12 protein-coding genes and 1 tRNA gene are annotated in these 12,478 nt (G+C 63.4%); 11 read left to right on the top strand and 2 right to left on the bottom strand.

The genetic code is table 11. The features are described 5' to 3' along the window. Positions 1-50: 50 nt before the first annotated feature. From thrS to J2W94_RS01785, 11 genes are all read left to right on the top strand, one after another. A complete protein-coding gene (gene thrS, locus J2W94_RS01735; protein ID WP_310089911.1) occupies positions 51-1,952 on the top strand; it encodes a threonine--tRNA ligase in 1,902 nt (633 codons plus the stop codon). A gap of 58 nt (positions 1,953-2,010) precedes the next feature. Further along, complete coding sequence (infC, locus tag J2W94_RS01740) at positions 2,011-2,535, top strand: translation initiation factor IF-3 (RefSeq protein WP_310091546.1); 525 nt, start codon at positions 2,011-2,013, stop codon at positions 2,533-2,535. A 345-nt stretch (positions 2,536-2,880) separates the two neighbouring features. After that, positions 2,881-3,078: a 50S ribosomal protein L35 gene (gene rpmI, locus J2W94_RS01745; RefSeq protein ID WP_162313420.1), complete on the top strand. Its 198-nt coding sequence runs from the start codon at positions 2,881-2,883 to the stop codon at positions 3,076-3,078. Between the two features lie 10 nt (positions 3,079-3,088). Further along, positions 3,089-3,448 (top strand): 50S ribosomal protein L20, encoded by a 360-nt coding sequence (gene rplT, locus J2W94_RS01750; RefSeq protein ID WP_162350154.1) that lies wholly within the window; start codon positions 3,089-3,091, stop codon positions 3,446-3,448. 242 nt (positions 3,449-3,690) lie between these two features. After that, complete coding sequence (pheS, locus tag J2W94_RS01755) at positions 3,691-4,686, top strand: phenylalanine--tRNA ligase subunit alpha (protein ID WP_310089913.1); 996 nt, start codon at positions 3,691-3,693, stop codon at positions 4,684-4,686. Positions 4,687-4,787: 101 nt separating this feature from the next. Next, a complete protein-coding gene (gene pheT, locus J2W94_RS01760) occupies positions 4,788-7,208 on the top strand; it encodes a phenylalanine--tRNA ligase subunit beta (RefSeq protein ID WP_310089914.1) in 2,421 nt (806 codons plus the stop codon). A 19-nt stretch (positions 7,209-7,227) separates the two neighbouring features. Next, complete coding sequence (locus tag J2W94_RS01765) at positions 7,228-7,530, top strand: integration host factor subunit alpha (protein WP_310089915.1); 303 nt, start codon at positions 7,228-7,230, stop codon at positions 7,528-7,530. Then, positions 7,523-7,879, top strand: coding sequence for a MerR family transcriptional regulator (locus tag J2W94_RS01770; RefSeq protein ID WP_093281672.1), 357 nt, complete (start codon positions 7,523-7,525; stop codon positions 7,877-7,879). Before J2W94_RS01765 ends, J2W94_RS01770 begins: the two co-directional genes overlap by 8 nt. Before the next feature lie 89 nt (positions 7,880-7,968). Next, a tRNA-Pro gene (locus tag J2W94_RS01775) sits at positions 7,969-8,045 on the top strand. An 85-nt stretch (positions 8,046-8,130) separates the two neighbouring features. Beyond that, positions 8,131-8,601 carry a cupin domain-containing protein gene (locus J2W94_RS01780; RefSeq protein ID WP_310089916.1) on the top strand — a complete coding sequence of 157 codons (471 nt, stop codon included), beginning with the start codon at positions 8,131-8,133 and terminating at the stop codon, positions 8,599-8,601. 108 nt (positions 8,602-8,709) lie between these two features. Then, a complete protein-coding gene (locus J2W94_RS01785; RefSeq protein ID WP_310089917.1) occupies positions 8,710-9,732 on the top strand; it encodes a TraB/GumN family protein in 1,023 nt (340 codons plus the stop codon). Positions 9,733-9,741: 9 nt separating this feature from the next. Here J2W94_RS01785 and dxs read toward each other — a convergent pair whose 3' ends face one another. Beyond that, the gene (dxs, locus tag J2W94_RS01790) at positions 9,742-11,652 is read right to left on the bottom strand and encodes a 1-deoxy-D-xylulose-5-phosphate synthase (RefSeq protein WP_310089918.1); all 1,911 of its coding nucleotides are present in this window, start codon (positions 11,650-11,652) and stop codon (positions 9,742-9,744) included. Between the two features lie 67 nt (positions 11,653-11,719). Next, on the bottom strand, positions 11,720-12,373 hold the full coding sequence (locus J2W94_RS01795) for an HNH endonuclease (protein WP_310089919.1): 654 nt from the start codon (positions 12,371-12,373) through the stop codon (positions 11,720-11,722). Positions 12,374-12,478 lie beyond the last annotated feature (105 nt).

A 12,478-nucleotide genomic window follows, 5' to 3' on the forward strand; every position in this document is an offset into this window, starting at 1 on the left:
TGGTGTATCGAAGGCGCGCAGCGCCTTTTTTCGTATCTGGTACTGACTAAATGATCACGATCACCCTCCCCGACGGCAGCCGCCGCGAATTCGAAAACCCCGTCAGCGTCATGGAAGTGGCGCAGTCCATCGGCGCCGGCCTGGCCAAGGCCACGGTGGCCGGCGTAGTGGACGGCAAGCTGGTGGATGCCAGCGACCGCATCGATCACGACGCCTCCTTGCGCATCATCACGCCCAAGGACGAGGAGGGGCTGGAAATCATCCGCCACTCCAGCGCGCATCTGGTCGGCCATGCGGTGAAGCAGCTGTTCCCCCAGGCCAAGATGGTGATCGGCCCGGTCATCGCCGAAGGTTTCTACTACGACATCTGGAACGAACGTCCGTTCACGCCGGAGGACCTGGCCGCCATCGAGCAGCGCATGCGCGAGCTGATCGAACAGGACTACGACGTGGTCAAGAAGGTCACGCCGCGCGCGGAAGTGATCGAGGTGTTCAAGGCGCGTGGCGAGGAATACAAACTGCGCCTGATCGACGACATGCCCGACGAAACCGCGATGGGCCTGTATTACCACCAGGAGTACGTGGACATGTGCCGCGGCCCGCACGTGCCCAACACGCGCTTCCTGAAGTCGTTCAAGCTCACCCGCATCTCCGGCGCGTACTGGCGTGGCGACGCCAAGAACGAACAGTTGCAGCGCATCTACGGCACCGCCTGGGCCGACAAGAAGCAGCTGGACGCCTACATCCTGCGCATCGAGGAAGCCGACAAGCGCGACCACCGCAAGATCGGCAAGCAGCAAGAGCTTTTTCACCTGCAGGAAGAGGCCCCCGGCCTGGTGTTCTGGCATCCGCGCGGCTGGGCCATCTGGCAGGTGGTCGAGCAGTACATGCGCAAGGTCTATCGCGATTCCGGCTACCAGGAAGTGCGCTGCCCGCAGATCCTGGACGTGTCGCTGTGGCAGAAATCCGGCCACTGGGACAACTACAAGGAAAACATGTTCTTCACCGAGTCGGAGAAGCGCACCTATGCGCTGAAGCCGATGAACTGCCCGGGCCACGTGCAGGTGTTCAACCAGGGCCTGCACAGCTACCGCGACCTGCCGATCCGCTACGGCGAATTCGGCGCCTGCCACCGCAACGAACCTTCGGGCGCGCTGCATGGCATCCTGCGCGTGCGCGGCTTCACCCAGGACGACGGCCACATCTTCTGCACCGAGGACCAGATCGAGGCCGAAGTCACCGCCTTCCACCAGCAGGCGCTGGCGGTCTACAAGACGTTCGGTTTCGACGAGATTCAAATCAAGATCGCCCTGCGCCCGGAATCGCGGCTGGGCGACGACGCCACCTGGGACAAGGCCGAAGGCGCGCTGCGTTCGGCGCTGGGCGTGTGCGGAGTGGAATGGCAGGAATTGCCGGGCGAGGGCGCGTTCTACGGCCCCAAAATCGAATACCACCTCAAGGACGCCATCGGCCGGACCTGGCAGCTGGGCACGATGCAGGTCGATTTCATGATGCCGGAGCGGCTGGGAGCGGGCTATATCGACGAGAATTCCGCGCGCCAGCACCCGGTGATGCTGCATCGTGCCATCGTCGGCTCGATGGAACGCTTCATCGGCATCCTGATCGAACACCATGCCGGTGCCTTCCCGGCCTGGCTGGCCCCCCGCCAGGCAGTGGTCATAAACATCACCGACGCCCAGGCCGACTACGTGGCCGAAGTCCAGAAAACCCTTGCAAATCAAGGCTTCCGGATCGCTTCCGATTTGCGCAACGAGAAGATCGGCTATAAGATCCGCGAGCATACGCTGCAGCGGGTGCCCTACCTGTTGGTGGTCGGGGACCGCGAGAAGGAGAATGGGGCCATCGCCGTGCGCACGCGTTCGGGCGAAGATTTAGGCACAATGAGCATCGCAGCTTTCGCCGAGCGCCTGCGCGCCGAGCAAGCCGCGTAAGAAATGTCCCGACCCCCGCGGGGGTCGGCATGGATGTATCCCTTGGGAGATTGCAACAATCAGTACCCCCGATAACAAGCAAAACCGCAAGAATCAGGAGATCCGCGTACCCAATGTGCGTGTGATCGGTGCCGATGGCGAAATGGTCGGAGTCCTGTCGCGCGACGCCGCGCTGGCGCTGGCCGAGGAGTCCGGCATGGATTTGGTCGAGATCCAGCCCACCGCTGATCCGCCCGTCTGCCGCATCATGGACTTCGGCAAGTTCAAGTTCGAAGCCCAGAAAAAGGCCAACGCCGCCAAAAAGAAGCAGAAACAGGTCGAGATCAAGGAACTCAAGTTCCGGCCGGTCACCGACGAGGGCGACTATCAGATCAAGATGCGCAATATCCGCCGCTTCCTGGAAGAAGGCGACAAGGTCAAGATCAACATCCGCTTCCGTGGCCGCGAAATGAGCCACCAGGAGTTGGGCCGCGAGATGGCCACGCGCATCGAAACCGAGCTCGGCGACGAGATCGTGATCGAATCGCGCCCCCGTCTGGAAGGGCGGCAGATGGTGATGATGATCGCGCCTAAGAAGAAGTAGAGGTTTTTCCTTCTCCCGCCAGGAGAAGGTGCCCGAAGGGCGGATGAGGGAAGGGGCCATCAGATTGCTGCGCAGTTTCCGTGGGTTGGAGTTCCTCCGCCCTCATCCGGCGCTGCGCGCCACCTTCTCCCGAGGGGAGAAGGGAGCAAAACCCTGATTTGCAAGGAATTCCCGCTCCGGGCATAATACGCGGCCCGGTCATCCGGGCGGCTGCTCGCAGCCACAGGACATGTCGTTTATTTCCTAACAGATTCAACGACTTACAAGCCGACATTGGGCATGGATGGAAAGCGCAACGAGAGTTGCCGCCCGGGTCAGTTACAGAAACCAACAAGGATCACCGCAATGCCCAAGATCAAGACCCACCGGGCGGCGGCCAAGCGTTTCCGGAAGACCGCTTCCGGCAAATACAAGGCTGGCCACGCCAACAAGAGCCACATCCTCACCAAGAAGTCGACCAAGCGTAAGCGCGGCCTTCGTGCAACGAACATCATTCGTGCCGAAGACTCCAAGCGTCTGGATCGTATGCTTCCGTATCTCTGAGGACTGAACAATGGCACGAGTTAAACGTGGTGTAACGGCGCGCCGCCGTCACAAGAAAATCCTGAAGCTCGCGAAGGGCTACTACAACGCCCGCCGCAAGGTCTTCCGCGTCGCCAACCAGGCCGTCATCAAGGCCGGTCAGTACGCCTATATCGGACGCAAGCAGAAGAAGCGCAATTTCCGTTCGCTGTGGATCACCCGCATCAACGCGGCTGCCCGCATGAATGGTCTGAGCTACAGCCGTTTCATGAACGGCATGCTGAAGGCCGGCATCACCCTGGACCGCAAGGTGCTGGCTGATATCGCCGTGCACGATTCGGTAGGTTTTGCGGCCTTGGCGGAAAAAGCCAAGAGCGCACTCGCGGCGTAAGCCAGCGATCTCCACCAAAGCAACACTGGCAATCCATCGCCGAACACGTGGGGAAGGGCGCAAGTCCTTCCCCATTGTTTTTTACGACGTCCTTCCAGTTTCGTACGTCGTCATTCCAGCGAAAGCTGGAATCCATTCTGTTGTTGTTCTTGACCCTGCAAGGATTGAAGCAACGGCAAAGTCAAGATGGATCCCAGCGTTCGCTGGGATGACGAATACAAGTTTTCCGGGGTTGTGAACGAATGAGCGATATCGAATCACTGTCCACTCAGGCGTTGGCCGACATCGCCGCCGCGCAGTCGCCCGACGCGCTCGAATCCTTGCGCGTAGCCTTGCTGGGCAAGAACGGCAGCGTCACCGCGCAACTCAAACAACTGGGCACGCTTCCGGCCGACCAGCGCAAGGCCGCTGGCGAAGCGATCAATGTAGCGCGCGACGCCATCGCCAACGCTTTGTCGGCGCGCAAAGTACTACTGGAAGACGCGGCTCTGGACGCCCGCCTCGGCGGCGAAAGCATCGATGTCACCCTGCCTGGCCGCGACCCCACGCGCGGCGGCCTGCATCCCATCAGCCGCACGCTGGAGCGCATCGCCGACATCTTCGGTCGGCTGGGTTACGAACTGGCCGACGGCCCGGAAATCGAGGACGACTGGCACAACTTCGAGGCGTTGAATTTCCCGCCGCACCATCCGGCGCGCGCCATGCACGACACCTTCTACTTCGGCGATGGGCGCCTGCTGCGCACGCATACGTCCGGAGTGCAGGTGCGTTACATGGGCGAGCACGCGCCGCCGCTACGCATGATCGCCGCCGGCAAGGTCTATCGCAGCGACAGCGACCAGACCCATTCGCCGATGTTCCATCAAGTCGAAGGTCTACTGGTCGACGAGCATTCCACCTTCGCCGACCTCAAGGGCACGCTGGCCGAATTCGTACGCGCGTTCTTCGAGCGCGATTTCGAAATGCGTTTCCGCCCCAGCTATTTCCCGTTCGTCGAACCCGGCGCGGAAGTCGACATCGCCTGGCAGCAACCCGACGGCAGCACGCGCTGGCTGGAAGTGCTGGGCTGCGGCATGGTCCATCCGAACGTGCTCAGGAGCTGCGGCATAGACCCGGAGCGCTACACCGGGTTCGCCTTCGGCATGGGCGTGGAACGCTTCGCCATGCTGCGCTACGGCGTCAACGACCTGCGCGCGTTCTTCGAGAACGATGTGCGTTTCCTCAGGCAATTCGCATAACCGTTGTCATCCCGAGCGTAGCGAGGGATCTGCTTTCCACCATCGGCCCAAGAGCAGATCCCTCGCTGCGCTCGGGATGACAGGATCAAGGTAACAAGACGATGAAGTTCTCTGAAAACTGGCTGCGCAGCCACGTTCCCACCGACGCCTCGCGCGACGAACTCGCCGCCACGCTGACCGCCATCGGCCTGGAAGTCGAGGAGGTCATTCCTCTCGGCGAATCGCTGGCCGGCGTGATCGTGGCGCGCATCGTGGAATGCGCCAAACACCCCGAAGCCGACCGTCTGCAGGTCTGCAAGGTCGATGCCGGGCAGGGCGAGCTGCTGCAGATCGTCTGCGGCGCGCCGAACGCCCGCCCAGGACTGGTCGCGCCGCTGGCGACAGTCGGCACGGTGGTCGGCGAGATCACCATCAAGGCGGCCAAGCTGCGTGGCGTGGATTCCAACGGCATGCTGTGTTCGGCCAAGGAACTGGGCATCGACGCCGATGCCTCCGGACTGCTGGAACTGCCGAGCGATGCGCCGGTCGGCGCGCCCATCGCCGAGTATCTCTCGCTGCCCGACGCAAGCATCGAAATCAAGCTCACGCCCAACCGCGCCGATTGCTTCAGCGTGCGCGGCATCGCCTTCGACGTGGCCGCAGCCTGCGGCAGCGAAGTGGTCGCGTTCGACGCGACACCGATGCCGGCGCTCAACGATAGCGCGCTTGCGGTCGAACTGGACGCCGGCGCCAAAGTGCCGCGCTTCGTCGGACGCGTGATCGAAGGGGTGAACGCCGCGGTCGCCACGCCGGTGTGGATGGCCGAACGTTTGCGTCGTAGCGGCGTCAGGCCGATCAGTCTCCTGGTCGACGTGACCCAATACGTGATGCTGGAACTCGGGCAACCGATGCATGCCTTCGATCGCGACCTGCTGGTGGGTCCCATCGTGGTGCGGCATGCGCGGGAGGGTGAGGGGCGTAGTGGTGAAGAGCTGAAACTTCTCGATGGCCGCACGGTGTCGCTCAACGAGGATTTCCTGGTGGTATCCGACAGCAGCCACGGCGGCACCGGCGGTCGCGCGGTCGCGCTCGGCGGCATCATGGGCGGCTACGACACGCGCGTGACCGAGGCGACGCGCAACGTATTCCTCGAAGCCGCGCACTGGATTCCCTCCGCGATCATCGGCCGAGGACGCAAGCTCGGTTTGCATACCGACGCCGGCCATCGTTTCGAACGCGGCGTGGATCCGGAACTGCCGCGGCAGGCCATCGAGGTGGCTACGCGGCTGTTGGTGGAACTGGCCGGCGGTTCGCCTGGTCCGGTGGTGGAAGCCGTATTGCCGGAACATCTGCCCAAGCCGGCCAGCATCGCGCTGCGCCGCGCCCGCATCGGCCGCGTGCTGGGAATCGAAATCGCAGACGCCGACGTGGAGCGTATTTTGCATGCGCTCGGTATGCAGCTCGAAGCCGACGATGCGGGATGGAAAGTGGTTTCGCCCAGTCGGCGCTTCGATATCGCCATCGAAGAGGACCTGATCGAAGAGCTGGCGCGCATCCATGGCTATGACCGCATACCTACCACCCTGCCTGGCGGTGCCACCCGTATCGCCGCGCCGACGGAAACCCAGCTGGAGGCTTCCAGCGTGCGCCGCCATTTAGCCGCGCGCGATTACCTGGAGACGGTCAACTACGCCTTCGTGGACGCCGGGTTGCTGGAGCAATGGAGCGCGACCGAGCGCGCCGTTCCGCTGGCCAATCCGCTCAGCGCCGAACTCGGTGTGATGCGCACGCGCCTGCTGCCTGGGCTGGTTTCTGCGTTGCAGCGCAATGTCGCGCGGCAAGCCGGGCGCGTGCGCCTGTTCGAGCTGGGCAATGTATTCGCCGCCAACACGTCCGTGGAGGGCAGCGACGCAGCGCCCACCGAGACGCAGCGCATCGCTGCTGCCCTCCATGGGAATGCCGGACCGGAGCACTGGAGCGAGAAGGCGCGCAAGGCGGATTTCCACGATCTGAAGGGCGATCTCGACAGCCTGGCCGCCGCATCCGGCGCGGTGCTGGAATATCGCCCTTCGCAGAACCCTTACGGTCACCCGGGCCGCTCGGCCGATGTGTTCCGCGACGGGCATTGCATCGGCTGGATCGGCGAGTTGCATCCGCGCCTGCAACGCACGCTGGACCTGGATGGCGAAGTGATCGGATTCGAGCTGGATCTGGCGCCCTTGACCCTGCGCGCATTACCGAAAGCGGCGGAGCTTTCGCGCTTTCCGTCCGTCCGCCGGGATCTCGCGTTCGTCGTCGCCGATGAAGTGCCGTGGCAGGCCATTTCCGCCACCGTTCGTACCGCGGTAGGCCCGCTGCTGCGGGATCTGCTGCTGTTCGACCGCTATGTTGGCGCAGGGGTCGAATCTGGTCAAAAGAGCTTGGCTATGGGCTTGATTTTGCAGGACAACTCACGCACCCTGACCGACCGCGATGTGGAAGAGGTCGTGGCTGGGGTGGTTGCCGCCATCGGGCGCGACCATGGCGGCAGGATCCGTGATTGAAAGGGAAGGGGAGCGGTAAATGGCACTGACGAAAGCGGAGATGTCCGAGCGCCTGTTCGACGAAGTCGGGCTGAATAAGCGCGAGGCAAAGGAATTCGTCGACGCGTACTTCGATGTATTGCGCGAGGCGCTGGAGCAGGGCCGCCAGGTCAAGCTTTCCGGTTTCGGCAACTTCGATCTGCGCCGCAAGAACCAGCGTCCCGGACGCAACCCCAAGACCGGCGAGGAAATCCCGATTTCCGCACGCACCGTGGTCACCTTCCGCCCGGGCCAGAAGCTGAAGGAGCGCGTGGAAGCCTACGCCGGAGTCGACCATGCTTGATCCGGGCAGCAACCGCGAGCTACCGCCGATTCCCGCCAAACGCTATTTCACCATCGGTGAAGTCAGCGAGTTGTGCGACGTCAAGCCCCATGTCCTGCGCTACTGGGAAACCGAGTTCCCCAGCCTGGAGCCGGTCAAACGCCGCGGCAACCGCCGTTACTACCAGCGCCACGATGTGCTGATGGTGCGCCAGATCCGCGGTCTGCTGTACGAGCAGGGCTACACCATCGGCGGCGCGCGCTTGCGCCTGGAAGGCGAGGGCGCCAAGCAGGAATCGGCGCTCAGCAACCAGATCGTCAAGCAGGTGCGCATGGAGTTGGAAGAGATCCTGCAGCTGCTGCGTCGCTAAGCGGTTTCCTTCTTCCTTAATGGGAGAAGGAACTGGGAAATGCGGCTATAATTGCCGCCCCGCCGCCAAGGCGGGGATTCGCGTCAGTTCGGGGCGTAGCGCAGCCTGGTAGCGCATCTGCCTGGGGGGCAGAGGGTCGTCGGTTCAAATCCGGCCGTCCCGACCAACGCGAAAACACAAAAGAAAGACCCGCATCCCATTGCGGGTTTTTTATTGCGCGATACTCCGCCGCGTTGGACTAGGATGATCGCATGCACCCGCGCGCGCTCGAACTGATCAGTTCGCTGGACCTGTCGCCGCATCCCGAGGGCGGCCACTACAAGCGCGTCTACGAATCCACTAAACAGGTGATGGAGAATGGCGTGCTTCGGCCCGCGATCACTTCGATCCATTTCCTGCTTACCGAGGGCGTCCGCAGCCGCTGGCACCGCGTCGATGCCGTCGAAATATGGGACTGGCAGGAAGGCAGCGCTGTCGAGCTGTTGATGTACGACGCCGACGCCCGCACGCTCAGCCGCGCGCAGTTGGACACCTCGGTGCGCGGCGGGCAGCTGTTGCAGGTCGTTCCAGCGGGTATCTGGCAAAGCGCGCGGACCCACGGCGATTATTCCCTGGTGAACTGCTCGGTTTCGCCTGGATTCGTGTGGAGCGGACTGGAGATGCTGGACGAGCAGAGTCCGCTGGCGGACGAGTTGCGCGCGGCGGGCGGCCTGGCTTCCTGATTGTCCGGGCGACGCTGAACACAGGCACGCCGCGGCCAATGGCGGCCGTCCAATAGGTGCGGGCTGGCGGCTAATCTGTCCTGACCCTCCTCGCGGCAGCCAGTATCCATGCGTTTCCCTGTCCTCGCTTCGCTCGCTGTCCTGTGTCTGGCTCTACCCGCAATGGCGCAATCGCCGAACGAAACGCTCCCCGCGCAACGCGTAGACAGCGAGGGAGTGTTGGAACTGGAAACGATGGTGGTGACCGGGGTGCAGCCCGGCCCCGGATTGTGGAAAGTATCCAAGGGCGATCACGGACTCTGGATTTTGGGAACTTTGTCGCCGCTGCCAAGCGGCATCAGCTGGAAGGCCGAAGAAGTCGAGTCGCTATTGGAACTTTCGGATCAGGTGCTTGGTCCGCCCGGGTTGACGATCGACGCGGATATAGGCGTATTCAAGGGCCTGATGCTGCTGCCCTCTGCGCTGAAGGCAAGCAAGAATCCGGATGGCAAGACACTCAAAGAGGTGCTGCCTGCCGATGTCTATGCGAGATGGACCGCATTGAAGCCAAGATATTTCGGCAGGGACAAAGGCATCGAGAAGAAGCGGCCGCTGGTGGTGGCCAACGAACTGTACGCAGAGGCCAACCGTAACGCCGGCCTTGGCCAGAAGCCTGTGGTCACGCCGGTGATCGAAGGCGTGCTGAAACGGCGCAAGATGAAAATCACGCCGACCACGCTGAAAATCACCATCAGCGACCCGAAGGCGGCGATCAAGGATTTCACCAGGGAAGGCGTGAACGATGTCGGATGCTTCCGTTCGGCGCTGGACAGGGTGGAGAACGACATTCCGGTCATGGTCGATCGCGCCAATGCCTGGTCGGTGGGCGATTTGGATGCGCTGCGCGCATTGCCGTCGGAACGACAGGCCGGCGCTTGCATCGCCGCGCTGACCAGCGGGGAGTTCGCCAAAAAACGTGGCATGAGCGACGTGGAGGCCCAGGTCAGGGCGCACTGGCTGAAGATGGCGGAGCAGGCGCTGCAAAAGAATCGCATCACCTTCGCGACCTTGCCGATAGCCGAACTGCTGAAGCCGAATGGGTATCTGTCCTACCTGCAGGCGAAGGGCTATACGGTGGAAGCGCCGCTTTAGCCAGTAACGCTAACCCGCGAGGCTGCGAACGGCTTCCGTTTCCTGCAACGACGGCCAGCGATCGAGCACGGCCGCACGGATGCCGATGGCGTCGATGCCGGCCTCGGCCAGCAGCTGTTCGCGGCTCGCGTGATGCTGGAAATCGTCCGGCAGACCCAGGTGCAGAATGGGCAGCTGGATATTCTCCGCATTCAACAGCTCGGCCACGCCCGAACCGGCGCCGCCCATCACCACGTTGTCCTCGAGGGTGACGAAACCTTCGTGGGTCTTGGCCAGCTCAAGGATCAGCGCGCGGTCCAAAGGCTTGACGAAGCGCATGTTGACCACCGTCAGTCCCAACTCCGCGCCGACTTGCTGTGCCGCCGGCACGGTCGCGCCGAAGGCGAGCAGGGCGACGCGCGAACCGTGAGCGCGCACTTCGGCCTTGCCGATCGGCAGCGTGGCGAGCGAAGCCTCGATAGCCGCGCCCGGACCGGTACCGCGCGGATAACGTACCGCTGCCGGTCCCTGGAATTGAAAGCCGGTGCTCAGCATCTTGCGGCACTCGTCCTCATCGGCCGGCGCCATCACCACCATGTGCGGCACGCAGCGCAGGTAGCTCAGGTCGAGATTGCCGGCATGGGTGGCGCCATCCGGACCCACCACGCCGCCTCGGTCGATGGCGAACAGCACGTCCAGTTTCTGGATGGCCACATCGTGCACCAGCTGGTCGTAGCCGCGCTGCAGGAAGGTGGAATAGATGGCGACCACCGGTTTGGCGCCTTCGCAGGCCATGCCGGCGGCCAGGGTCACCGCGTGCTGCTCGGCGATGGCCACGTCGAAGTAGCGCTGCGGATATTCCTTGCTGAAACGCACCAGGCCCGAGCCCTCGCGCATCGCCGGGGTAATGGCCAGCAGCTTGGGATCGGCCGCGGCCATGTCGCACAACCAGTCGCCGAAGATGTCCGTGTAGGTCGGCTTCTTCGCGCCCGCCTTGCTGATCAGTCCCTTTTCGGGATCGAACGGACCGACCGCGTGATAGCCGATCTGGTCGCCTTCGGCCAGTTCGTAGCCCTTGCCCTTGGTGGTGATGATGTGCAGCAGCTGCGGACCCTTCAGAGTCTGCAGCGTCTTCAGCGCGCTGACCAGCGCGGGCACGTTGTGGCCGTCGATCGGGCCGGTGTAATGGAAACCCATTTCCTCGAACAGCGTGGACGGCACGAACATGCCCTTCCAGTGTTCTTCCCAGCGCCGCATGAAGCGCGCCGGCGGCTTGCGCTTGTCGCCCAGCAGTTTCTTGCCGCCTTCGCGCAGCGCGTTGAGCGTGCGGCTGCTGCTGATGCGGCCGAGCATCTTGGTCAGGCCGCCGACGTTTTCCGAAATCGACATCTGGTTGTCGTTGAGCACCACCAGCAGGTTCGGTTCCGGATCTTCCATGCCGCCGGCATGATTGAGCGCCTCGAAGGCCATGCCGGCGGTCATCGCGCCGTCGCCGATCACCGCTACCACCCGGCGTTCGTTGCCGGCCTGCGCATTGGCGATAGCCATGCCCAGCGCAGCGGAGATCGAAGTGGAGGAATGGCCGACGCCGAAGGTGTCGTACTCGCTCTCCTCGCGCTTCGGGAAAGGCGCCACGCCGTCGGCCTGTTTGACCGTGTGGATCCGGTCGCCGCGGCCGGTCAGGATCTTGTGCGGATAGGTCTGGTGGCCGACGTCCCACACCAGGCGGTCGTCCGGGGTGTTGTACAGGTAGTGCAGGGCCACCGTCAGTTCGATCACGCCCAGGCCGGCGCCGAAATGGCCGCCGCTCTTGCCTACCGACTCGATCAGGTAGGCGCGCAATTCGTCGGCGATCGCCGTCAGTTCGGATTCGTCGAACTGGCGCAGGTCGGCTGGGAGATTGATGCGGGAAAGACGGGGATAGCGGGTGGGGTCGATCATTTGCCGCATTTTCCTCCGCATCCGTGGGAGGGGCAAGCAATCCGGCAATCCCGGTTCAGGCCCGGGCTCAGGCCGAGAGCTTGGAACGCTTGGGCAGTTGCGCCTTCAGGAAAGCCATCTGGTCGGCCAGGATATTGCGGTTGGAGAGAATCAGGTGCTCGATCCAGCTGGGGCGGTACGGAACCGCCAGCAGCGGCATATTGGCCTGTTGCGGGGTGCGGTTGGCTTTGCGGGAATTGCAGTGGAAACAGGCGGTGACCACGTTTTCCCAAGTGTCGCGCCCGCCCTTGGACAGCGGCAGCACGTGGTCGCGGGTGAGGCTGGGGCGCGAGTACTCATGGCCGCAGTACAGGCACAGCTGCGCGTCGCGGGCGAACAGCGCGGTGTTGGTCAGCGTGGGCGTGGGCGACAGGGCATGCGAGCGCGCATGGCCGCGCGAGGCGACGATGGGATGGAGTTCGATGACGCTCTGCTCACCGGTCATGCGGCTGGTGCCGCCATGCACGCGCAGGCAAGGGTCGCCCAGGGTCCAGGCGACGGCGTCGCGCGCATACAGGCAGGTCGCGTCCTGCCAGTTGATCCAGTCCAGCACGCGGCCATGCGCATCCAGCGACAGCAGGCGTACGGTATTGGAACGGGAAGCGGGGTGCGACGCGAGTAGGGCCGGGATCGCGGGGGATCTGGCGCCGATACGGTGAAGCTGAGCTGGGTCTGCTTCCATCGGGGAAACAGGTTATACCTAAATGTTGATGATTTGTGTACAGCCCGTCCCGTCCCCAGCAAAACTAGGGCAGGAAAGGGGATAGCGAGCAACGCCCTCCCTCTC

Source organism: Pseudoxanthomonas sacheonensis, from assembly GCF_031455975.1.
GTDB lineage: Bacteria > Pseudomonadota > Gammaproteobacteria > Xanthomonadales > Xanthomonadaceae > Pseudoxanthomonas_A > Pseudoxanthomonas_A sacheonensis_A.

Coding starts and splice junctions, on each gene's coding strand:
- thrS (WP_310089911.1), top strand. CDS start 51: ATGATCACGATCACCCTCCCCGACGGCAGCCGCCGCGAATTCGAAAAC.
- rpmI (WP_162313420.1), top strand. CDS start 2,881: ATGCCCAAGATCAAGACCCACCGGGCGGCGGCCAAGCGTTTCCGGAAG.
- rplT (WP_162350154.1), top strand. CDS start 3,089: ATGGCACGAGTTAAACGTGGTGTAACGGCGCGCCGCCGTCACAAGAAA.
- pheS (WP_310089913.1), top strand. CDS start 3,691: ATGAGCGATATCGAATCACTGTCCACTCAGGCGTTGGCCGACATCGCC.
- pheT (WP_310089914.1), top strand. CDS start 4,788: ATGAAGTTCTCTGAAAACTGGCTGCGCAGCCACGTTCCCACCGACGCC.
- J2W94_RS01765 (WP_310089915.1), top strand. CDS start 7,228: ATGGCACTGACGAAAGCGGAGATGTCCGAGCGCCTGTTCGACGAAGTC.
- J2W94_RS01770 (WP_093281672.1), top strand. CDS start 7,523: ATGCTTGATCCGGGCAGCAACCGCGAGCTACCGCCGATTCCCGCCAAA.
- J2W94_RS01780 (WP_310089916.1), top strand. CDS start 8,131: ATGCACCCGCGCGCGCTCGAACTGATCAGTTCGCTGGACCTGTCGCCG.
- J2W94_RS01785 (WP_310089917.1), top strand. CDS start 8,710: ATGCGTTTCCCTGTCCTCGCTTCGCTCGCTGTCCTGTGTCTGGCTCTA.
- dxs (WP_310089918.1), bottom strand. CDS start 11,652: ATGATCGACCCCACCCGCTATCCCCGTCTTTCCCGCATCAATCTCCCA.
- J2W94_RS01795 (WP_310089919.1), bottom strand. CDS start 12,373: ATGGAAGCAGACCCAGCTCAGCTTCACCGTATCGGCGCCAGATCCCCC.